This window comes from Flavobacterium xueshanense, from assembly GCF_900112975.1.
Lineage (GTDB): Bacteria > Bacteroidota > Bacteroidia > Flavobacteriales > Flavobacteriaceae > Flavobacterium > Flavobacterium xueshanense.
Genome location: NZ_FONQ01000004.1, coordinates 161567 through 181661, shown reverse-complemented (window position 1 = coordinate 181661; position 20095 = coordinate 161567). Strand labels below are relative to the sequence as shown.

The 20095-nt window shown below is 34.6% G+C and carries 23 protein-coding genes; 9 read left to right on the top strand and 14 right to left on the bottom strand.

The annotated features are described in order from the left end of the window. Window positions 1-129: 129 nt before the first annotated feature. Window positions 130-1578, bottom strand: coding sequence for a glyceraldehyde-3-phosphate dehydrogenase (locus BMZ76_RS06460; RefSeq protein WP_091204088.1), 1449 nt, complete (start codon window positions 1576-1578; stop codon window positions 130-132). 158 nt (window positions 1579-1736) lie between these two features. Then, on the bottom strand, window positions 1737-3137 hold the full coding sequence (locus BMZ76_RS06455) for a trypsin-like peptidase domain-containing protein (protein ID WP_091204086.1): 1401 nt from the start codon (window positions 3135-3137) through the stop codon (window positions 1737-1739). A gap of 137 nt (window positions 3138-3274) precedes the next feature. Between BMZ76_RS06455 and dapF the strand changes: the two genes are divergently transcribed. From dapF to BMZ76_RS06430, 5 genes are all read left to right on the top strand, one after another. Beyond that, window positions 3275-4078 carry a diaminopimelate epimerase gene (gene dapF, locus BMZ76_RS06450; RefSeq protein ID WP_091204084.1) on the top strand — a complete coding sequence of 268 codons (804 nt, stop codon included), beginning with the start codon at window positions 3275-3277 and terminating at the stop codon, window positions 4076-4078. Window positions 4079-4110: 32 nt separating this feature from the next. Then, entirely contained in the window at window positions 4111-4644 is a 534-nt protein-coding gene (locus BMZ76_RS06445; RefSeq protein ID WP_091204081.1) for a GNAT family N-acetyltransferase, read from the top strand. A 97-nt stretch (window positions 4645-4741) separates the two neighbouring features. Beyond that, window positions 4742-5782 (top strand): endolytic transglycosylase MltG, encoded by a 1041-nt coding sequence (mltG, locus tag BMZ76_RS06440; protein WP_091204079.1) that lies wholly within the window; start codon window positions 4742-4744, stop codon window positions 5780-5782. A 2-nt stretch (window positions 5783-5784) separates the two neighbouring features. After that, window positions 5785-6699, top strand: coding sequence for a DUF2279 domain-containing protein (locus BMZ76_RS06435; RefSeq protein WP_091204076.1), 915 nt, complete (start codon window positions 5785-5787; stop codon window positions 6697-6699). 97 nt (window positions 6700-6796) lie between these two features. Beyond that, complete coding sequence (locus BMZ76_RS06430; protein ID WP_091204074.1) at window positions 6797-7438, top strand: peptidoglycan-binding protein LysM; 642 nt, start codon at window positions 6797-6799, stop codon at window positions 7436-7438. A 71-nt stretch (window positions 7439-7509) separates the two neighbouring features. Here the strand turns inward: BMZ76_RS06430 and BMZ76_RS06425 are convergent, their stop codons facing one another. The 7 genes from BMZ76_RS06425 to udk all read right to left on the bottom strand — a co-directional run bounded on the left by BMZ76_RS06425 (window position 7510) and on the right by udk (window position 13606). Continuing rightward, window positions 7510-8028 (bottom strand): hypothetical protein, encoded by a 519-nt coding sequence (locus tag BMZ76_RS06425; protein ID WP_091204073.1) that lies wholly within the window; start codon window positions 8026-8028, stop codon window positions 7510-7512. 330 nt (window positions 8029-8358) lie between these two features. Then, window positions 8359-10497, bottom strand: coding sequence for a methylmalonyl-CoA mutase (gene scpA / locus BMZ76_RS06420; protein ID WP_091204072.1), 2139 nt, complete (start codon window positions 10495-10497; stop codon window positions 8359-8361). Between the two features lie 33 nt (window positions 10498-10530). Continuing rightward, window positions 10531-10830 (bottom strand): hypothetical protein, encoded by a 300-nt coding sequence (locus BMZ76_RS06415; protein ID WP_091204068.1) that lies wholly within the window; start codon window positions 10828-10830, stop codon window positions 10531-10533. Then, a complete protein-coding gene (locus BMZ76_RS06410; RefSeq protein ID WP_091204066.1) occupies window positions 10817-11050 on the bottom strand; it encodes a hypothetical protein in 234 nt (77 codons plus the stop codon). The genes BMZ76_RS06415 and BMZ76_RS06410 overlap by 14 nt, the downstream gene beginning before the upstream one ends. 72 nt (window positions 11051-11122) lie before the next feature. Then, window positions 11123-12487 carry a methylmalonyl-CoA mutase subunit beta gene (locus BMZ76_RS06405; RefSeq protein ID WP_091204065.1) on the bottom strand — a complete coding sequence of 455 codons (1365 nt, stop codon included), beginning with the start codon at window positions 12485-12487 and terminating at the stop codon, window positions 11123-11125. Window positions 12488-12535: 48 nt separating this feature from the next. Beyond that, window positions 12536-12859, bottom strand: coding sequence for an FtsB family cell division protein (locus BMZ76_RS06400; protein ID WP_091204140.1), 324 nt, complete (start codon window positions 12857-12859; stop codon window positions 12536-12538). 138 nt (window positions 12860-12997) lie between these two features. Next, on the bottom strand, window positions 12998-13606 hold the full coding sequence (gene udk / locus BMZ76_RS06395; protein WP_091204063.1) for a uridine kinase: 609 nt from the start codon (window positions 13604-13606) through the stop codon (window positions 12998-13000). A gap of 150 nt (window positions 13607-13756) precedes the next feature. Between udk and BMZ76_RS06390 the strand changes: the two genes are divergently transcribed. From BMZ76_RS06390 to BMZ76_RS06375, 4 genes are all read left to right on the top strand, one after another. Continuing rightward, window positions 13757-14338: a Crp/Fnr family transcriptional regulator gene (locus BMZ76_RS06390; RefSeq protein WP_091204061.1), complete on the top strand. Its 582-nt coding sequence runs from the start codon at window positions 13757-13759 to the stop codon at window positions 14336-14338. A 90-nt stretch (window positions 14339-14428) separates the two neighbouring features. Next, a complete protein-coding gene (locus tag BMZ76_RS06385) occupies window positions 14429-15181 on the top strand; it encodes a pirin family protein (protein WP_091204138.1) in 753 nt (250 codons plus the stop codon). Between the two features lie 44 nt (window positions 15182-15225). Continuing rightward, entirely contained in the window at window positions 15226-15756 is a 531-nt protein-coding gene (locus BMZ76_RS06380; RefSeq protein ID WP_091204059.1) for a YceI family protein, read from the top strand. 67 nt (window positions 15757-15823) lie between these two features. Beyond that, the gene (locus BMZ76_RS06375) at window positions 15824-16138 is read left to right on the top strand and encodes a response regulator (RefSeq protein WP_091204057.1); all 315 of its coding nucleotides are present in this window, start codon (window positions 15824-15826) and stop codon (window positions 16136-16138) included. 79 nt (window positions 16139-16217) lie between these two features. Here the strand turns inward: BMZ76_RS06375 and BMZ76_RS06370 are convergent, their stop codons facing one another. The 5 genes from BMZ76_RS06370 to BMZ76_RS06355 form a co-directional block, all read right to left on the bottom strand. After that, window positions 16218-17099, bottom strand: coding sequence for an SDR family oxidoreductase (locus tag BMZ76_RS06370; protein WP_167547431.1), 882 nt, complete (start codon window positions 17097-17099; stop codon window positions 16218-16220). Window positions 17100-17178: 79 nt separating this feature from the next. Further along, a complete protein-coding gene (locus BMZ76_RS06365; RefSeq protein WP_091204054.1) occupies window positions 17179-18306 on the bottom strand; it encodes a methionine aminotransferase in 1128 nt (375 codons plus the stop codon). 286 nt (window positions 18307-18592) lie between these two features. Then, window positions 18593-18730, bottom strand: coding sequence for a hypothetical protein (locus tag BMZ76_RS15885; protein WP_167547424.1), 138 nt, complete (start codon window positions 18728-18730; stop codon window positions 18593-18595). Window positions 18731-18802: 72 nt separating this feature from the next. Beyond that, window positions 18803-19525 (bottom strand): SAM-dependent methyltransferase, encoded by a 723-nt coding sequence (locus BMZ76_RS06360; protein WP_091204052.1) that lies wholly within the window; start codon window positions 19523-19525, stop codon window positions 18803-18805. Window positions 19526-19627: 102 nt separating this feature from the next. Next, window positions 19628-20095 carry a low molecular weight protein-tyrosine-phosphatase gene (locus tag BMZ76_RS06355; RefSeq protein ID WP_091204050.1) on the bottom strand — a complete coding sequence of 156 codons (468 nt, stop codon included), beginning with the start codon at window positions 20093-20095 and terminating at the stop codon, window positions 19628-19630.

The window sequence follows — 20095 nt, the reverse complement described above, 5'->3', positions numbered from 1 at the left end:
CGTTTTGATAACGCGACGGATTTTCTATTAAATTCAGGTTGGGTTACTATTGCTTTAAATTTAAAACTAATGACTAAAACTAAAAACTAAAAAAATTACAACTGCAATCCCCAACCTGTAAACGGCAGGCTAATAATACGTAAAACGTCTTACTTTGGCAATATATTTTGCTAATCGGATTACTTGGTGGCTGTATCCGTATTCGTTATCATACCAAATGTATAACACAATGTTTTTTCCGTCTTTTGAAACGATTGTGGCATTACTGTCGTAGATGGCAGGAGCTGATGTTCCCACTATATCCGAAGAAACCAATTCGTTATTCAAAGAATATTTGATTTGCTCAACCAAATCGCCTTCCAATGCATATTTCTTCATAATGGCATTGATTTCTTCAACCGAAGTTGTTCTTGAAACTTCCAGATTCAAAACTACCAATGAACCATTAGGAACCGGCACCCGAATCGCATTTGAGGTTAATTTTCCTTCCAATGAGGGTAATGCTTTTGCAACAGCACTTCCGGCGCCCGTTTCGGTAATCACCATATTCAATGCTGCGGCTCTTCCACGACGGTATTTTTTGTGCATATTATCCACAAGATTCTGGTCGTTTGTATATGCATGAATGGTTTCTAAATGTCCTTTGACAACGCCCAAAGTATCTTCAACAACTTTCAGGATTGGCGTGATTGCATTGGTAGTACACGATGCCGCCGAAAAAATGTTGATTTCATCCGGATTATATTCGTTTTGATTTACACCATGAACAATATTTGGAACTCCTTTTCCTGGAGCGGTAAGCAATACTTTATCAGTACCTTTAGATACTAAATGTCTGCTCAAAGCTTCATGTGTGGTGAAAGCACCCGTGTTGTCAATAACCAATGCATTATCAATTCCATAATACGTATAATCAATTTCCTCAGGCGCATTTGCAGTAATGACATGAACGGTGGTTCCGTTGATGATCAAAGCATTATTTTCAGGATCAGCAGTTACAGATCCTTGAAAATCACCATGAATAGAATCGTATCGCAATAAGGAAGCTCTTTTTTCTAATGTGGTAGCATCATTTTTATCACGTGTTACAATTGCTCGTAATCGCAATTGACTTCCTTTTCCAGTTTTCGACATTAACTCTCTGGCAAGCAATCGACCAATTCTCCCAAAACCATACAGTACAACATCTTTTGGATGAATTTCCTCTGAGTTTTTGGCGTTTTTTAATTTGTCAATTACAAAATACTTTGCGTCAGGATATTTTTCATCTTCTAAACGGTATTCATACGTAAGTTTTCCAATGTCAAGTTTTGCAGGTGGTAAATTCAACTCTAAAATAGCTTTTGCAATTTTAACAGAATCAAAGATAGAAATGGGTTTGCCCACAAATTCTCCGGCATATTCATGCAGGTTGATGATGTCACTGACATTTCGGTCAATTAATTGGTTGCGAAATAAGACCATCTCAATGGATTTGTCGTACCATAAATCGCTGATGATTTTAATCAGTTTTACTCCCGCACGTCGCCTGTCGGCTTGAAAAGAAACTTCTTTTTCGTATAAAGTTGTGGTGTCCATGTTGAAAATTTAATGAAAATAAGTTAATGTATTTTTTAAAATTTGGCGCAAAATTACCCATTTCAATCGATTTCGTAAGCTATTTTGTGATTTATTTATAAAATAAAAAAGCCATCTTGTTTTTTAAGATGGCTTTAGTTTTTGAAAAAAGTAATGCGTTAGAGAATTACACGCAGTATTTCACCGTTTTTATTAATCATTTCAATGCGTACGGTTTGGCTTTCCTCTTTTTTACTTAAAAGTTTAGACACCGTTTCCACATCAGTAGTTTTGATATTGTCAATGCTCAAAATAATATTTCCTATTAACTCGTCTTCGTATTGTTTCAAATTTTGGCTGTTAATGGATTTAATTCGCACGCCATAATCAATTTTGAATTTCTTTTTGTCAGCTGCCTCAATGTTTTCTAATTCAATGCCTTTGAATTCCGTACTGAAAAATTCATTTTTGCTCAGAATTACAGGAATGATTTTCGTTTTTCCTTCTCTGATGTACGTCACCTGCACTTTATCATTGGGTCTTTTTGTGTTGATGTACCCCGAAAGATCAGCAAAAGTAGCAACATTCAGCTCGTCTAATTTAATAATGATGTCGCCTTTATTGAGTCCGGATTTTTCAGCGCCGGAATTTTTTGTTACTTTACTAATGTAGAATCCTTGTGTTTGAGAAATCCCTAATTCTTTAGAAGCAGTTCCGTTTAATTCGCCACCTTCAACCCCCAGAATTCCACGTTGTACATTCCCGAATTCCATAAGATCCTCAATGATTTTTCGGGCGATGTTAGAAGGAACCGCAAAGGAATAACCTACGTAAGAACCGGTCATGGAGGAAATCATAGTGTTGATTCCTATCAGTTCACCACGCGTGTTCACTAAGGCGCCACCACTGTTTCCGGGATTCACCGCAGCATCTGTTTGTATGAAAGATTGGATTCCACTGGTATCTAAATCTCTGGCTTTCGCCGAAACAATTCCGGCGGTTACCGTGGAAGTTAAATTATACGGATTTCCGACTGCCAAAACCCATTCGCCGACTTTCACCGAATCAGAATTGGCAAAAACAGTATAGGGTAATTTCTCCTCCGCGTCAATTTTCAATAAGGCAATATCCATTTTTGAATCCGTTCCAATGAGTTTTGCCTGATATGATTTTTTGTTGTTTAAGGTGATTTCAATTTCAGAGGCGCCTTTGATCACGTGATTGTTGGTTACGATATACCCGTCTTCCGAAATAATTACTCCCGAACCCGTTCCAACCTGTTCTTGCGATTGTCCGCCTTTGTAACCATAGAAATATTCTAACATGGGATTCGTTATTGTTCTTCTTGAAACGTTTTTTACGTGAACAACCGTATGGATGGTTTTTTCCGCAGCCTCAGTAAAATCAATGACATCTGCGGATAATCCTACTTTCTTGCCATAAGAATTCGATGCCATGGTAACTGCTGAAATTTTGTCATTAGAAAAATATCCATTGGTATCAAATAATAATTTGTAAGCTCCAAGAGTCATCGATCCGCTTAACAATGAAACTAAAAATAAAGTTGAAAATTTTTTCATATTAAAATCGTTTTTAAAGATATTTATTCGTAAAAATAAAACTAAATTGCTTTCTTAAAATACAGTTTAACGCTCTTTAACAGTGATTAACATTTCATTAATAGTTCGTACTTTTGTTGGAATCAATACAAATTAAAATGCAACTAGAATTTTATAAATACCAAGGAACAGGAAATGATTTTGTAATGGTTGATAACCGTTCGGAATTTTTCCCAAAAGAAAATACACAACTCATTGCAAATTTATGTGACAGACGTTTTGGAATAGGCGGCGATGGTCTTATTTTATTGGAAAATGATACGATTGCTCCAAATCTCGCAATGACGACTGATTTCAAAATGGTCTATTACAACTCTGATGGAAACCAAAGTTCCATGTGTGGTAACGGTGGGCGATGTTTAGTGGCTTTCGCCAAAAAGCTGAACGTAATTCAAAACAGCACTACTTTTATTGCCACAGATGGTTTACACCATGCAACAATTGCGGATGACGGATTGGTTTCGTTACAAATGATTGATGTTGATGAGGTAAAAGTAAGTTCAGATTATGTTTTTCTAAATACGGGTTCGCCGCATCATGTGCAATTAGTAGACGATTTAGAAAATTATAATATTAAGGAAAATGGAGCAGCCATTCGATACGGAGATTTATACGGGAAAGCAGGAAGCAACATCAATTTTGTTAAACAAATTGACGACACCACTTTTTCGTTACGAACTTATGAAAGAGGCGTAGAAGATGAAACACTTTCATGCGGAACAGGAGCGACGGCAGTTGCAATTGCAATGAATGTTTTAGGAAAAACGAATGGTTCAGCAATTGATTTGAATGTTGTAGGCGGAAAATTAGTCGTTTCTTTTGATAAAAAAGAAGAACAGTTTACTAATGTCTTCTTGAAAGGGCCAGCGGAATTTGTATTTAAAGGAACGATTAAGATTTAACTAAAACCCAAAACCAAGAACCAAATACCTAAATGAAAACATTAAAAGGCGACAACATCTATATTCGTGCATTAGAACCCAATGATCTGGAGTTTGTATATGCCATAGAAAACGACCAGAGCATTTGGGAAGTTAGTAATACGCATACGCCTTACAGCCGGTTTCTGGTCAAACAATATTTAGAAAATGCACATCAGGATATTTATGAAGCCAAGCAATTGCGATTGGCTATTTGTCAGGATAAGGATTTTCCGGCCTTGGGTTTAATTGATTTATTTGATTTTGATCCAAAAAATAACAGGGCAGGAGTTGGTATCGTTATCCAAGACAATGAATACAGAAAACAGAATATTGGTTCCGAAGCTCTTGGATTATTAATCGAATATGCTTTTTGTAATCTTAATTTACACCAGTTATATGCAAATATTGGTATCGAAAATGAAGCTAGTAAAGCACTTTTTACTAAATTTGGATTCGAAATGATAGGCGTAAAGAAAGACTGGACCTTTGTAAACGGAATTTATAAAGACGAAGCAATTTTTCAATTAATCAATACTAAATTTTAAATTTTAAATTTTTTAATTTTGAACCAATATCATTTAAAAATCAAGTAAATAGGAAGAATGGTCGTATCATGATTCCGGGAAAAAAACAATACCATATATGAATATCAAAAAAATCATTACGATTACGTCTGTTGTTTTAATATCAATATTAATGATTTACGGACTGATTATTTTACGTCAGATTTTTGCCGCCAATACAAAATTTGAAGATAAAGAAGTGTTTGTCTATGTCCCCACTGATTCAAAATACGAGGATGTCAAAAAGATAATTGCTCCTTATGTGGATAATATGGAGCGTTTTGAAATGGTGGCCAACAAAAGAGGCTATTCTGACAATGTGATTCCGGGGCGTTTTCTATTCACAAAAGGAATGAACAGTTATGAATTGGTAAAAACCTTGAGACTTAATTCGCCTGTAAAATTGGCTTTCAATAATCAGGAACGTGTAGAAAATTTAGCGGGACGTGTAGGTTCTCAAATAGAAGCCGACAGTTTATCATTATTGAATTCGTTCAAAGATTCTGTTTTCTTGAAAGAAAACGGGTTCAATGAAGAGAATATTTTAGTAATGTTTATTCCGAATACGTATGAGATTTATTGGAATACAACGGCTGAAAAGTTTCGCGATAAAATGATTAAGGAATACCGTAATTTTTGGAACAAGGAAAGAGTTGCCAAAGCACAAAGACAAGGATTAACTCCAATCGAAGCGACTATTTTGGCTTCGATCGTTCACAAAGAATCTGTAAAAAAAGACGAAAGACCGAGGATTGCAGGTGTTTATTTGAATCGTTTAAGAGCGCTAATGCCATTGCAGGCTGATCCAACCGTAATATTTGCGATGAAAAAGAAATCGAATGATTTTGATCAGGTAATTAAAAGAGTTTTTTACAATGATCTGACAATGTCGCATCCTTATAATACATATATGAATGTTGGTCTGCCTCCTGGACCTATTGCTATGCCTGACATCACAGCGTTAGAAGCTGTTTTGGATCCTGAAAAAAATAACTTCATTTATTTCTGTGCGAGTGTAAAGCGTTTCGGATACCATGAGTTTGCCGCTACTTTACCAGAACACAATAAAAACGCCAAAAAATATTCAGATTGGATCAACAGTCAAGGTGTGAAAAGATAGTTTTGAAATTTAAAGTACTCCTCATATTTTTATTGTTTATCGGATTTCAAATTGGTTTTTCACAAAACCGTAAGGAAAGTTTCTTTAAACCATCCGATTCTTTAAATAAGAAAAGGCAAAATACCGTTATCATTTCGGAAGCTGTTTTGGCCACGGGAACTTTGGTAGGTTTAAACCAACTTTGGTACGCCAATTATTCCAAATCTGATTTTCATTTTATAAATGATAACACAGAGTGGCTTCAAATGGATAAAGTCGGTCATGTATTTTCGTCTTATCAGCTTGGCCGATTTGGCGCTGAAATGTTGCACTGGAGCGGCGCAAATAAAAAAAATCAGTTATTATATGGAGCGGGTTTAGGCTTTGCATTTCTGACCGCCGTTGAGGTTTTAGACGGATATTCTTCTGAATGGGGTGCTTCTTCCGGCGATATAATTGCTAATGCTTCTGGTACAGCATTATATGTTTCTCAGGAATTAATCTGGAACGAACAACGTATTGTGCCGAAATTCTCTTTTCATACTACAAAATATGCCAATTTTAGACCAGAAGTACTAGGTAGTTCCTTCACGGAGCAAATTTTAAAAGATTACAATGGACAAACCTATTGGCTTTCAGTCAATTTACATTCTTTTGCTAAAGGTTCTAAAATACCAAAATGGCTGAATTTAGCTTTTGGATATGGAGCGGAAGGAATGCTGAACGGAAACAGAGATAACGAAGTTGCCTTTTCGACTACAAATCCAAAAAGATTCAGACAATTTTACCTTAGTTTGGATGTTGATTTAACAAAAATAAAGACCAATTCTCATTTTTTAAAGACCGTTTTTTCTGTTCTTAACACGGTTAAAATCCCGGCACCGGCAATTGAGTTCGTGCGTTTTAACGATATAAAATACCACTTCATCTATTTTTAGAAAAGTTTAACTACTTGATTTTCAGTATAATTATTTTTATTGTATCTTTGCACGTAGAAATTTCATAACGGGACAGCGTTTTGAAGAAAAACAATTTATGATTAAGAAATGGTATTTTTATACAAGTCTGACTGTAATTACAGTTTTTTTGAGCTCAGGTTTTAGACCTTTTAATTTGGAAACCAACTCATGGTTTCTCATCAATGAAGAAGATGGAACACACTACTTATATCCATCAGAAGAACAAGAAGAATACACCAATTTAAACATCCCTTATACCGGAAATTTCTTTATTGGCTTTAAAGAAGCAATCGGCTATAGAGAGTCTGAAAATAAATATAAAAAAATAAATTCTCTGGGTTATATGGGTAAATACCAGTTTGGTATAGAAACATTAAAATCAGTTGGTATATACAATCGCTCCGCTTTTTTAAATAGTCCTGAACTTCAAGAAAAAGCTTTTTTAGCGCTTTTAGCAAAAAATAAATGGGAGTTGAAAACAGAAATTGAAAAATATGAGGGTACTATATTAAATGGTATCCAAATAACGGAATCTGGTATTTTAGCTGCTGCACATTTAGGAGGTGCAGGATCTGTAAAAAAATATTTTAAACACAAAGGCAAACGCAATTTCAGAGATGCTTACGGAAGCTCAATACGAAGTTATATAAAAATGTTTGGGGGTTATGACACTTCGTTCATCATTGCCGATATCAATGCAAAAGTAAAAAAGAGATAATCACTTTTTAATACCATAAAAAATAGGCTGTCAAAATTTTGACAGCCTATTTTCTTGTGATTTTAATTAGATTATTTTGCTTTTAGGATTTCCCCATTTGGGCGAACTACTAATTTAACGACTTCCTTATCTTTTTTAATTTTAATGTTATATTGTTTGTTGATTATATCTCCATCTTCCTGAGTGTAAAGAAAACTATCATTTACAATAGACCAACCAGGATATGTTCTATAAATGGAGTAGATAACTTCACTTGGAAGTCGCACGTTTTTAAAATTTTCTACTACACGAACCAATTTTCCGTTTTCATTATAGGTAGCGGTCAAAGAGCCGTTTTTTGCTTCCATTACTACAAGGTATTCTTCAAAACCTTCAGCACCTTTTCCTAGATCAAAAGCAATAAATTGATCTTCCACCATTTTTACACTTTGATCAGGATTATTATCAGGAATATAGACAGAAAAATCAGTTCCAACTCTTTTAATTACAACTCCGGGCAGTTCTTCAATTTTGATTTTTCCTTTTTCGGTTACTTGACCATTCGCTGCGATAGTAATGGTTAAAATGAATATGATAATAAGTGATTTCATAATATTTAGTTTTAAATTAATTATTGAGTTATTGCACTTGTAAAACACTAATGAATGCTAAGGCTGGTTTTTTACTTCTACTTTTTTTAAATATTTTGATAATCTGTATATCAGTATTTTAATAGGTTAATTATCGTCAGCTTGTGTAAATTTACCTATTTTTTAAAGGCCTGACTGTTAATGAATTCCATATAAAATGTTAATAAAAGTATCTAATTTCATTTTGTTTTAATAGGAGTTAAATGCCTTGTTTTGAGTAAATTAGCATAAAAAAAAGCACCAACTTTTCGATTGATGCTTTGTAAGTAATAAAATTTTCATGAGCAGCTTTTACTCGAAACTTCCCATCAAAATTTCTAATATTTTAATAGCCGCCTCGCTAATTTTTGTGCCGGGTCCAAAAACAGCAACTGCACCGGCATCAAATAAAAACTGATAATCTTGTGCAGGGATTACTCCGCCTACGACCACCATGATATCTTCCCGACCGTAATTTTTTAGTTCTTCAATCACTTGTGGTACCAGTGTTTTGTGTCCTGCCGCCAATGAGGAAACTCCCAAGATATGAACATCATTTTCTACAGCTTGTTTAGCCGCTTCGGCTGGCGTTTGAAAAAGTGGACCAATATCAACATCAAAACCGACGTCAGCATAACCGGTAGCGACCACTTTGGCACCACGATCGTGTCCGTCTTGTCCCATTTTTGCGATCATGATTCGAGGGCGACGTCCTTCTTTTTTAGCGAATTCATCTGCTAATTGCTTTGCTTTTTCAAAACTTTTGTCGTCTTTTATTTCTTTACTATACACACCGCTAAAGGATTTAATTTGTGCTTTGTATCTTCCAAAAACCGTTTCAAGCGCATCACTGATTTCTCCTAATGTAGTTCGGTTTCTAGCAGCTTCAACGGCTATTTCCAGTAAATTCCCTTCACCGGTTTGCGCACAAAGGATTAATTTTTTCAGCGAATCCTGCACTTTTTCAGTATCTCTGGTTGCTTTGATTCGGTCTAATTGTTCCAATTGTTGCTTGCGGACCATTTGGTTATCCACATCCAAAATTTGTAAAGGATCTTCTTTTTCTAATCGATACTGATTTACGCCTACGATAATATCCTGACCGCTGTCTATTCTGGCTTGTTTTCTGGCTGCCGCTTCCTCTATTCTAAGTTTTGGAATTCCAGATTCAATGGCTTTGGTCATTCCACCTAGTTCTTCGACTTCTTCAATAAGTTTCCAGGCATTTTCGGCAATTTCATTTGTCAGGCTTTCGACATAATAACTGCCGGCCCAAGGATCGACGGTTTTGGTAATTTTAGTTTCTTCTTGTAAATAAAGTTGTGTGTTCCTGGCAATTCTTGCAGAGAAATCCGTTGGTAAAGCAATAGCTTCATCCAAAGCATTAGTGTGTAAAGATTGTGTGCCTCCAAAAGTGGCTGCAGCGGCTTCAATACAGGTTCGGGCCACATTGTTAAATGGATCTTGCTCTGTTAGACTCCAACCCGAAGTTTGACAATGGGTTCGCAAGGCTAATGATTTATCGTCTTTTGGTTCAAATTGTTTCACCAGTTTTGCCCATATCATTCTTCCGGCGCGCATTTTGGCAATTTCCATAAAATGATTCATTCCAATTGCCCAGAAAAAAGACAGGCGTGGAGCGAATTCATCAATTTTCATTCCGGTAGCTAATCCAGTTCGAATGTATTCTAAACCATCGGCTAAAGTGTAAGCCAATTCAATATCAGCAGTGGCTCCCGCTTCCTGCATGTGATATCCCGAAATAGAAATCGAGTTGAATTTCGGCATTTTTTTGCTGGTAAATTCAAAAATATCAGCAATGATTTTCATCGAAGGAGTTGGCGGATAAATATACGTGTTACGCACCATAAATTCTTTCAAAATGTCATTTTGTATTGTTCCGGAAAGTAATTCGGGTTTTACGCCTTGTTCTTCGGCGGCAACAATGTAGAAAGCCATAATAGGTAAAACAGCGCCATTCATAGTCATGGAAACGGACATTTCGTCTAACGGAATTTGGTCGAATAAAACTTTCATGTCTTCCACGGAATCAATCGCAACTCCTGCTTTTCCTACGTCACCTACTACACGTTCATGATCCGAATCATAACCACGGTGCGTAGGTAAATCAAAAGCTATGGAAAGTCCTTTTTGACCCGCAGCCAGATTTCGTCTGTAAAAAGCATTGCTTTCTTCGGCGGTCGAAAATCCGGCGTATTGTCTCACTGTCCAAGGTCGGCGAACATACATTGTTGCATAAGGTCCGCGTAAATTTGGGGCAAATCCAGCTCCAAAATCAAGATGAGTAAGATTCTCAATATCTTGTTCCGAATACGTTTGTTTTAGTTCGATTCCCTCTGCGGTAAGAAATGCATCAGTCGAAGAATTTTCATTCTTCACGTTCAGCGTTGTACTTTCTAATTGTATATGTTGTAAATCTTTTCTTTTCATTTGTTTAGTACAAAGATTATAGTTTTTGAAATTTTAATTACTTTCAATCCATATTTCAGTATTTCTTGAAGTATGAAAAATAGCTTTAATGACAATTATGTTATCGTAGCAGTTGAAATGAATTAAGTATGGGAAATTTTCAATTAAAGCCACTCTGGTCTTGTCATATCTTATTTGAAAAAGTAGCGGATTTAATTTAATTATTTTTAAACTTTCCTTGAAAGAATTGGAGAACTTATCGCCCAATTTAGGTTGAATGCTTTTGTACCAATCTAAAGCTGTTTTGAAATCAAGTTTAGCTTCCTCTACAATTACAGTCTTATAACTCACCATCAATATCTTTTAGAAAATCATCAATATCTTGAGCTGAAGAAGGATTCTTAACATATTTCTCAGTTCTTTCTCTAACTTGGTCCATTTGCCATTGAGGGATTTCTACATTATTCGACTTTGGAAGAATAATCACTTCAACTTCATCAGCGTTAAAATTATCCGGAAGTGTGATGCTTATTTTGTGATTTTTTACCTTAACGATTTGTCTTATGGCTTCCATTATTTTGTTTTTTTAGTAAAGTAAATATACTCTTTTCCAATGGTATTAAATTAAATAACAGAGTCGGGCTTACTATTCAAGATCCAATCGCTCTTGCTCTATTCTTTCTGCCAAACGTTTTTCTATTATTGGAGTGATCAATGTTTTTCTTGGTTTAACTTTTACAAAAGGGAACAGTTCTAAATCATGTTTCATTTTATCCTGTTTGTTGGGATGTTTGTTTGCTCCTAATAAAATTTCGTTCCCAGAATCAAATAATTGCTGAGCCGTATCTGCACTTTCCTGAATTTTCCTTTTTATAATTCCATCGTTAAGTTGTTTCAAGAAACCGCCATTAGCCTCAATATCTTTGAATAAAGCTAATGATTTTTCAGCTAATTGATTGGTAAGATTTTCTATGTAATAACAGCCATCAGCTGGGTTATTAACTTTGTCAAAATAACTTTCTTTTTTAAGAATCAACAATTGATTTCTGGCGATTCGATCGCCAAATTCATTGTCTTTGTGGTACAATGCATCGTATGGTAAATTAGCAATAGCATTCGCTCCGCCAATAATTGCACTCATACATTCGGTTGTGGTTCGCAACATGTTTACATTATAATCGTATAATGTTTTGTTTCGTTTAGTAGGTGAAACAATGATATTGCAATCAAGTTTGTGATCGTATTCCTCCGCAATCAGCTTAAAAAGTAATCGTAACGCACGCAGTTTTGCAATTTCAAAAAAGTAATTTGTCCCAACGGCAACTTCAAAAACAATGGGTTTATTAATAGCTTCAATTTTATTGAAATATTCATTGGCTTGTCCTAAACTATAGGCAATTTGCTGCACCATGTTGGCTCCAGCATTTTGATATAAAGCGGAATTAATACTGATTAAAGATACAGATGTTGTTGATGCCGAAAGTATATTCAGCGTGTCAAAATTACTTTTTTCTTTGGTTGTAAACCAGTTTCCGTCTTTGGCTAATTGTCCAATTGGGTCCAGATTGCAGAAAATGGTGGTATTATTTTTCTTTGCAAAAGCATCTATTTTTTTAACGAAATCGATTGAAATAAATCCAAGATTAAAATAAACGGGAACTTTTTCTAATGGTAATTGCTCCAAAAAATTGGTAATATCAATTGATTCGTTTTCTATTGTAAACCTAAGGCTTTCTGCACCACGATTCAATGTGTCCAGCGCTCTTTCTATTGATTTTTGAATATCATAGACAAATATATTTTGACAAATTTTAAATTCAGTCGCTTTAGTGGAAACAGGAAAAGCTTTAGTAAATTCATCTTTGTGATAAAAAGGTTTTACCTGAATGTCTTCGGGAGAATTCCAAACTAAGGTTTCATTATAATCCGCTCCATTGAGTTCAAACTGAATTTTTTGTTTCCATTGTTTGGAGGAAATGGGATTGAAATCATCGAAAAGATTTGTTGTCATTTTTTGGTTGATTAAATTGTGGTTTTGAATAATTAATATTTTAATTATTTATTTTTTTTCAATCGTGTCACCTTCGAATTCAATGATATAAATATCTTCACTATCTTTTTTCATATAGTATTTTTCGCGGGCGTATTTTTCTATTTGTTCTGAATTTTTTAATTGCTTGATGTTCTGCTGATCTTTTTTTATTTCTTCTTTGTAATAGGTGGCATTATCCTCTAAATCTTCGATTTGTTGATCCAAAATACGATGACCGAAGTAGGAATAATTATCCAAAAAAATCATCCAAACGCAAAAAAACAATAAGACCCAAACGTATTTGTTACTCAAGAATTTAAACCAAGATTTGTCTTTATACGGATTTGTCATTTTATTTTTTTTAGCCCCGATTACAGTGGAAATCCTTTTAGTAGGTGATGATGACGAAGGAAGATTCATCTACTAAAAGATTGCAACGGAAAGCGGGAAATAGCTCCTAATAATTATTCCACTAAAATTATAACTAAATTACAGAATTTTTTGATTTATTACTGCGCGAACCACATCAATGGCTACGGTGTTGTATTTGTCGTTTGGTATAATGATGTCAGCAAATGCTTTGGTTGGTTCGATGAACTGTTCGTGCATTGGTTTCAAAGTGGTTTGGTACCTGTTGATTACTTCATTCATGTCTCGGCCACGTTCCGTAATATCACGTTTCATCCGTCGGATTAATCGCTCGTCAGAATCGGCGTGAACGTATATTTTTACATCAAATAGCTCTCTTAATTCTGGATTTGCTAAGATTAAAATCCCCTCTACAATCATAACTTTTCGAGGATGTGTAAAAACGGTATCGTCCGTTCTGTTATGTGTTACAAATGAATAAACAGGTTGGTGAATGTTATTTCCTTCTTTTAATTCCTTGAGATGAGCCACTAATAACTCGAAATCAATGGCACGCGGATGGTCAAAATTAATCAATGCTCTTTCATCAAATGAAAGTCCGTGGTTTTCTTTATAATAAGAGTCTTGAGAAATAATACCTACTTCAGTTTGCGGTAATTCGTTCATAATCTGATGTACAACGGTTGTTTTTCCGCTTCCAGTACCGCCTGCAATTCCTATAATGAGCATAATTTTTTTGTTATGTTTTTATCTGAACAAAAATAGGAATTTTATCGGGAGCAGTTTTTCTTTTTTTAAGAAATATTGCTAATTTAATATATATATTTAGTGGTTGTTATTTAACATTTTTTCTATCTTTATTTTCTAAATTTTAAAACATTGTATTCCCAAATTAATAAAAATATTAGCCGCTATGTCACTTTTGACGCAGATGAATTAGAAATTTTCGATTCATTATTGCAATACAAAGCCGTTCCAAAAAAAACGATAATGCTTCAGATTGACGAGATGTGCAGTTTTGAAGCTTTTGTTATCAAAGGTTGTGTGCGGAAATATTATATTGATGCCAATGGTTTTGAAGTTATACTACAATTCGCGATTGAAAATGCTTGGATTAGCGATATTTCTTTTAGTAATTACGAAGATAAACCAAGTCGGGTATATATCGAAACATTAGAAGATTGCAAATTTTTTATGTTTAGTCCGGAAACTAAAGAGGAATTATTCAGTAAAGCACCAAAGTTTGAACGCGCTTTCCGAATCCTGGTGCAACGGAGCTTGGCTGTTACACAAGACCGTTTATTTAATACTATTTCTAAAACTGCTACCGAGAAATATTTAGAGTTTCTCGAACATTATCCCACACTTTCACAGCGCGTTGCCCAGCATTATATTGCTTCTTATCTAGGTATTTCAGCCGAATTTTTAAGTAAAGTAAGGACAAAAATCGCTAAACTTTAAATTCTTGTTATTTTTCATTTCTTGTCCTAGTTCAATGCCAGCGCTTTTATTTTGACGCAACTTTGCATCATACTATTAAAGATCATGACAATGGAAAAAACAGATAAAATTACAGACGAGACAATTAAACAACATGTTTTACACAAGGCACATACGCGCGGTCATGCCAATCATGGTTGGTTAGAATCGTATCATACGTTTAGTTTTGCGAATTACCAAAACCGAGAGCGAATGAATTTTGGAGTATTGCGCGTTCTCAATGATGACAGGGTTAGTCAGGGAATGGGTTTTGGGAAACATCCGCATGACAATATGGAAATTATTTCCATTCCCCTTGAAGGTGATTTAGAACACCAAGACAGTATGGGAAATACTACCATAATTAAAGAAGGGGATATTCAAGCGATGAGCGCCGGTACCGGAATTTTTCACAGCGAATACAATAAGAACAAAGACCAGTTGGTTAAGTTTTTACAGATTTGGATTTACCCAAATAAAAAAAATGTAGCGCCCCGTTATGATCAAGTTACTTTGGACTTGAAGGATCGTCACAATAAATTACAGCAAATTTTATCGCCAAATCCAGAAGATGAAGGAGTTTGGATTCATCAGGATGCTTGGTTTCATATTGGGAAGTTTGATAACGATTTTTCTGCTTCGTATGAGTTGAAAAAACCGGGAAACGGAATATATGCTTTTATTTTAAAAGGGGATTTCACGATAGGAAACATCGAGTTAAATGAACGTGACGGATTAGGGATTAGGGATACTAATTTGATTGAAATCACTGCTAATTCAGCTAATGCCGAAATCTTATTAATGGAAATACCAATGCAATTGTAAATGAATAAATAAATAATAGAAATAACCAAATAAATAGTACTACTATGTCAACAACAAAATGGGTAACTGACCCAACACATTCAGAAATTGGGTTTAAAGTGAAACACATGATGTTCACTAATGTTTCAGGTAAATTTTCAAAATTTGATGCAACGATTGAATCAGAAAATAACGATTTTGAAAACTCAAAAATAGAATTTACTGGCGCAATCGATTCTATTACAACAGGAAATGCAGACAGAGATACGCATTTATTGAGTCCAGATTTTTTTGATGCTGCACAGTTTCCAGAAATTAAATTCAGTGCTACTTCTTTCACCAAAATTAATGAAGGTGAATATGAATTAGTTGGGGATTTAACCTTACACGGTGTTACTAAATCAATAAATTTAGCGGCAGAATATGGCGGATTAATGAAAGATCCATGGGGAAATACTAAAATGGCATTTTCATTAGAAGGAAAAATCAACAGAAAAGATTGGGGATTAAATTGGAATTCCGCTCTTGAAACTGGCGGTGTTTTAGTAAGCGAAGAAGTACGTTTGAATATCGAATTGCAGTTTTTGCAACAATAATTTAAAGTAAACAAACACAAATCTCAAAATACTATTCTTTTTGAGGTTTGTGTTTTTCAAAAATGGAATGATGAAAACCATAAATATTTTATACATAGGAGGACATTTTGAAATTCTAGAAACTGTAATTCGATTAATAAATGCAAATGAAAATTGGAATGGAGTAGGCGTTATGAAAGATGAAGAAGCGAAGGAAGTTTTTCGGAATAAAAATTTTTCAATTGTATTATTGGGTTCCGGAATTCAGGAAGAAAGCGAAGTTGAATTATGCGATTTTTTTAAAAAACAAAATCCAAATATAGTTATTGTTCAGCATTATGGCGGTGGAAGCGGCTTGCTGAAAAGTGAAATTTTACTAGCTTTGGAAAATAATAAAAATTAAACCATTAAGAAATAAAGGTTTATTAAGCGTCAATTCTTAATTTTTCTTTATTTCTTAATGGTTTATTTTATATCAACTATTATTTGTTTTTCTTTGCTTTGATCATCATTTCCAACTGATCCCAAAGTTCTTCGGGAATTGCTTCCAGAATATTAAATTGTCCGGCTCCTTTCAGCCATTCGCCTCCATCAATAACAACCACTTCACCGTTTACATAAGCTGAAAAATCAGAAACTAAATACGCCGCTAAATTTGCTAATTCCTGATGATCTCCTACGCGTTTTAATGGCACTTTTTTTGCCATATCAAATTTTTCTGCCAAATCACCTGGTAATAATCTGTCCCATGCGCCTTTAGTAGGGAATGGTCCCGGAGCAATTGCATTAGAACGAATTCCGTATTTTGCCCATTCTACCGCAAGACTTCGTGTCATGGCCAAAACTCCAGCTTTTGCAGTTGCGCTAGGCACTACATAAGCAGAACCTGTCCAAGCGTAAGTCGTAACGATATTTAAGATGGTAGATGATTTTTGTTTAGTGTCAATCCAATGTTTTCCAAAAGCAAGGGTGCAGTTTTTGGTCCCTTTTAAAACTATATCAATTACTGTATCAAAAGCATTCGCAGATAATCTTTCAGTTGGAGAAATGAAATTTCCGGCAGCATTATTCAGTAAAACATCTACTTTGCCAAAGGCTTTCAAAACTTCTTGTAACATATTTTCAACCTCTTCGTAATGACGCACATCACATTGAATTGGAAGACAAGTTCCGCCTGTTTCCGTTTCCAGTTCTGCAGCGGTATTTTTTAGTTTTTCTAAATCTCTGGAAGTGATGGCAACTTGCGCACCCAATTCCAGGAAATATTTAGTCATCGCTTTTCCTAAACCGCTTCCGCCTCCGGTTACAACAATTACTTTGCCTTTTAAAGCGTCGTCGCGTAACATTTTATCTGTGTAACTCATATTTTTGATATTTTTTTATTGTAAATATAATAAATTAAATAGTATGCATGCATAATAAAAATAAATTTCATAAACGATTTTAAATCGCACACAATCTTTTAGCGGCTTCTTCCAGCGTTGCATTGTCTTTGGCAAAACAGAAACGAATTAGTTTTAGGTCTTTTCCATCGGCATAAAAAGTAGAAATAGGAATAGCAGCAACTCCATGTTCTACAATAAGGCGCTTACAAAAATCAACATCGTTCTCATTTGAAATAGCTACATACGAAACCACCTGAAAATAAGTTCCCTCGCAAGGCATAAGTTTAAAGCTACTGTCTTTTAACAATTGTCTAAAGTAATCCCTTTTTTCCTGATATAATTTTCCGATTTCAACTATCGAAACAATATCTAAATACTCACTAATAGCAATTTGACAAATGCTATTTACACTAAAAACTAAAAACTGATGTACTTTTTTGATTTCTTTCATCAAATATTCCGGCGCTGCTAAATAACCAATTTTCCAACCTGTAACATGAAATGATTTTCCAAAAGAGGAAACCATTACACAACGATTTAATAGCTTCTTCCGCGTATGAGCTGAAATATGTTTTTCTTCAAAAGTGATATATTCATACACTTCATCAGAAAGAAGTATAATATCAGGATATTTTTCCAACAGGATTTCCAATGATTCAAAATCTGATTCCGTTAAAATTTTCCCCGTTGGATTGTGCGGATTATTAATGATAATCATTTTGGTTTTTGACGTACACGCTTTTTCGATGATTTCCCAATTTGGAGTATAATCATCGTTCAGCGCCACTCGAACCGGATTTGCGTTGCATAATAATACGGGCGCTTCATAGCAATCATAACTTGGATCTAAGATAATCACTTCGTCACTGTTTTTTACCAAAGCTGTTATGGTAGTGAAAATGGCTTGTGTCGCTCCGGCGGTAACTAGCAATTCCGTTTCAGGCTGAACAGTTCTTCCATAGGAAGTATTGATTAATGCTGCTATTTTTAATAATAACGATGGATAGCCTGACATTGGTGTATATTGATGCACGATTTCTTTTGCCAGTTTAGCAACAATATCAGTTAATCTTTCGTCAACGGGAAAGTTTGGAAAACCTTGCGAAAGATTGATCGCATTATATTGAGCTGCCATTTTAGACATAACCGTAAAAATACTCGTGCTGATATTTGGAAGTTTACTCATAAAAAATATTCATTAAATCTATTATAAAAATAGCTTTTTATAATTGGATTTAATGAATATTAGTGTAGTTTTTAGCCAGTTACTTGAGATTAGTAGCGCGTTTTTTATAAAAAAACTAATGATTAAGTTTTTTTATTCTTCAATTGAAATTACTTTTAATGGTAAACAGAATTGTAATTGTTCAGAATACTAAACTAACGTGTTAGTGGTATGCTATAATTTTTAATCGGATAAAAAAGTGTTTTTTTCTTCTTTTAGTTTAAAACAACTTTTTGAATGGAAATTATTATTCAGCGCGATAGCCTGCATTCCAGCCGCTAATTATATCTTTTTTAATTTGTTTCCAATCATAGATGGATTGGAATATAAAAAGGCTGAAAATTCCCAGTGCAAATATTTTAAGGTCTCTTTTATTTACTTTCATTTTAATTGGTTTAATTGCTTGGCTAATTTGATAAAGTAAATATATTAAATTAATTTAAATGTAGTTATAAAATTACATTTTATGGATAATAAAAATGGTTGGGCGTTTGTGTAAATCGATTGTCTCTTTTTTCCAAGCCGCAATTTTTTTTGTTTTGATATATTCTGTTGGCAAAGTGATATCCGTAGCAATGCATAAATGTGTTTCAGGATGCAGCGTTTGTACCAAATCTTCCAGTAATTTGTTATTGCGGTACGGCGTTTCAATAAAAATCTGAGACTGATTTTTTTCAAAAGAGACTCTTTCTAAGGTTTTAAAACTGGCTTTCTTTTCGTCTTTTTCGATAGGTAAATAACCGTGAAAGGTAAAACTTTGACCATTCATTCCTGATGCCATCATGGCCAAAAGGATGGAGGAAGGGCCTACCAAAGGAATAACCTGAATTCCTTTTTCGTGAGCTAATTTTACAATTACTGCTCCGGGATCCGCAACGCCGGGACATCCAGCTTCGCTCATTAAACCCATGTTGTGGCCTTCCAGTAAAGGTTTTATGAAGTCTAAATGTTCTTTAGTTTCAGTGTGCTTGTTCAAAACAAAAAGTTTTAACTCGGATTGTTTCTTCTCAGGATTTACTTCTTTGATGGATTTACGAGCTGTTTTGTCGTTTTCAACAATATAATAATCAATGAGATCAATACTTCTTTTTATTGTTTGCGGCAAAACATCCATAGGGTCGCAATCGCCCATTGTGGTAGGGATTAGATAGAGTTTTCCTAAAACAGAGTTTGATTCCATAAGTGTGATTTATGTTTCTAAAATGAAGTATTCGTATGGGTTTTTATTGTTAAGTAGGTGCGTAATTTATCAATGAGCTTACTGTATTTTTCACAGAAAAAATTACTGGTGTTTCTCTAGTAGCTTTTTAGCAATTTCATCACACACTTCATCGAGCATTTTGTAAACAATTTCGAATCCATTTGGTAAACCAAAATAAGGATCTGGAACATCTACATTTTCATTTGGAAACAATTCATTCAAAATTAGCTGGACTTTTTCTACTTGATTCTGGTTTTGGGCAAGTGCAGTTACATTTTTGTAATTGGAATTATCCATCACGTAGATGTAATCAAAGGCATCAAAATCAGTTGCGCTGAATTGTCGTCCTTTTTGATGAGAAATGTTTACTTTATTTTTTTTTGCAACAGCAATAGAGCGATCGTCTGGCGTATGGCCAATGTGCCAAGAGCCGGTTCCTGCAGAATCAACTGTAAATTTATCTTTAGGAAGCTTTGCAGCCAAAATCCCTTCGGCCAGTGGGGAACGGCAAATATTTCCTAAACAAACCATTAAAATTTTTACGGACAT

Coding starts and splice junctions, on each gene's coding strand:
- BMZ76_RS06460 (WP_091204088.1), bottom strand. CDS start 1,578: ATGGACACCACAACTTTATACGAAAAAGAAGTTTCTTTTCAAGCCGAC.
- BMZ76_RS06455 (WP_091204086.1), bottom strand. CDS start 3,137: ATGAAAAAATTTTCAACTTTATTTTTAGTTTCATTGTTAAGCGGATCG.
- dapF (WP_091204084.1), top strand. CDS start 3,275: ATGCAACTAGAATTTTATAAATACCAAGGAACAGGAAATGATTTTGTA.
- BMZ76_RS06445 (WP_091204081.1), top strand. CDS start 4,111: ATGAAAACATTAAAAGGCGACAACATCTATATTCGTGCATTAGAACCC.
- mltG (WP_091204079.1), top strand. CDS start 4,742: ATGAATATCAAAAAAATCATTACGATTACGTCTGTTGTTTTAATATCA.
- BMZ76_RS06430 (WP_091204074.1), top strand. CDS start 6,797: ATGATTAAGAAATGGTATTTTTATACAAGTCTGACTGTAATTACAGTT.
- BMZ76_RS06425 (WP_091204073.1), bottom strand. CDS start 8,028: ATGAAATCACTTATTATCATATTCATTTTAACCATTACTATCGCAGCG.
- scpA (WP_091204072.1), bottom strand. CDS start 10,497: ATGAAAAGAAAAGATTTACAACATATACAATTAGAAAGTACAACGCTG.
- BMZ76_RS06415 (WP_091204068.1), bottom strand. CDS start 10,830: ATGGTGAGTTATAAGACTGTAATTGTAGAGGAAGCTAAACTTGATTTC.
- BMZ76_RS06410 (WP_091204066.1), bottom strand. CDS start 11,050: ATGGAAGCCATAAGACAAATCGTTAAGGTAAAAAATCACAAAATAAGC.
- BMZ76_RS06405 (WP_091204065.1), bottom strand. CDS start 12,487: ATGACAACAAATCTTTTCGATGATTTCAATCCCATTTCCTCCAAACAA.
- BMZ76_RS06400 (WP_091204140.1), bottom strand. CDS start 12,859: ATGACAAATCCGTATAAAGACAAATCTTGGTTTAAATTCTTGAGTAAC.
- udk (WP_091204063.1), bottom strand. CDS start 13,606: ATGCTCATTATAGGAATTGCAGGCGGTACTGGAAGCGGAAAAACAACC.
- BMZ76_RS06385 (WP_091204138.1), top strand. CDS start 14,429: ATGGAAAAAACAGATAAAATTACAGACGAGACAATTAAACAACATGTT.
- BMZ76_RS06380 (WP_091204059.1), top strand. CDS start 15,226: ATGTCAACAACAAAATGGGTAACTGACCCAACACATTCAGAAATTGGG.
- BMZ76_RS06375 (WP_091204057.1), top strand. CDS start 15,824: ATGATGAAAACCATAAATATTTTATACATAGGAGGACATTTTGAAATT.
- BMZ76_RS06370 (WP_167547431.1), bottom strand. CDS start 17,099: ATGAGTTACACAGATAAAATGTTACGCGACGACGCTTTAAAAGGCAAA.
- BMZ76_RS06365 (WP_091204054.1), bottom strand. CDS start 18,306: ATGAGTAAACTTCCAAATATCAGCACGAGTATTTTTACGGTTATGTCT.
- BMZ76_RS15885 (WP_167547424.1), bottom strand. CDS start 18,730: ATGAAAGTAAATAAAAGAGACCTTAAAATATTTGCACTGGGAATTTTC.
- BMZ76_RS06360 (WP_091204052.1), bottom strand. CDS start 19,525: ATGGAATCAAACTCTGTTTTAGGAAAACTCTATCTAATCCCTACCACA.
- BMZ76_RS06355 (WP_091204050.1), bottom strand. CDS start 20,095: ATGTCCGTAAAAATTTTAATGGTTTGTTTAGGAAATATTTGCCGTTCC.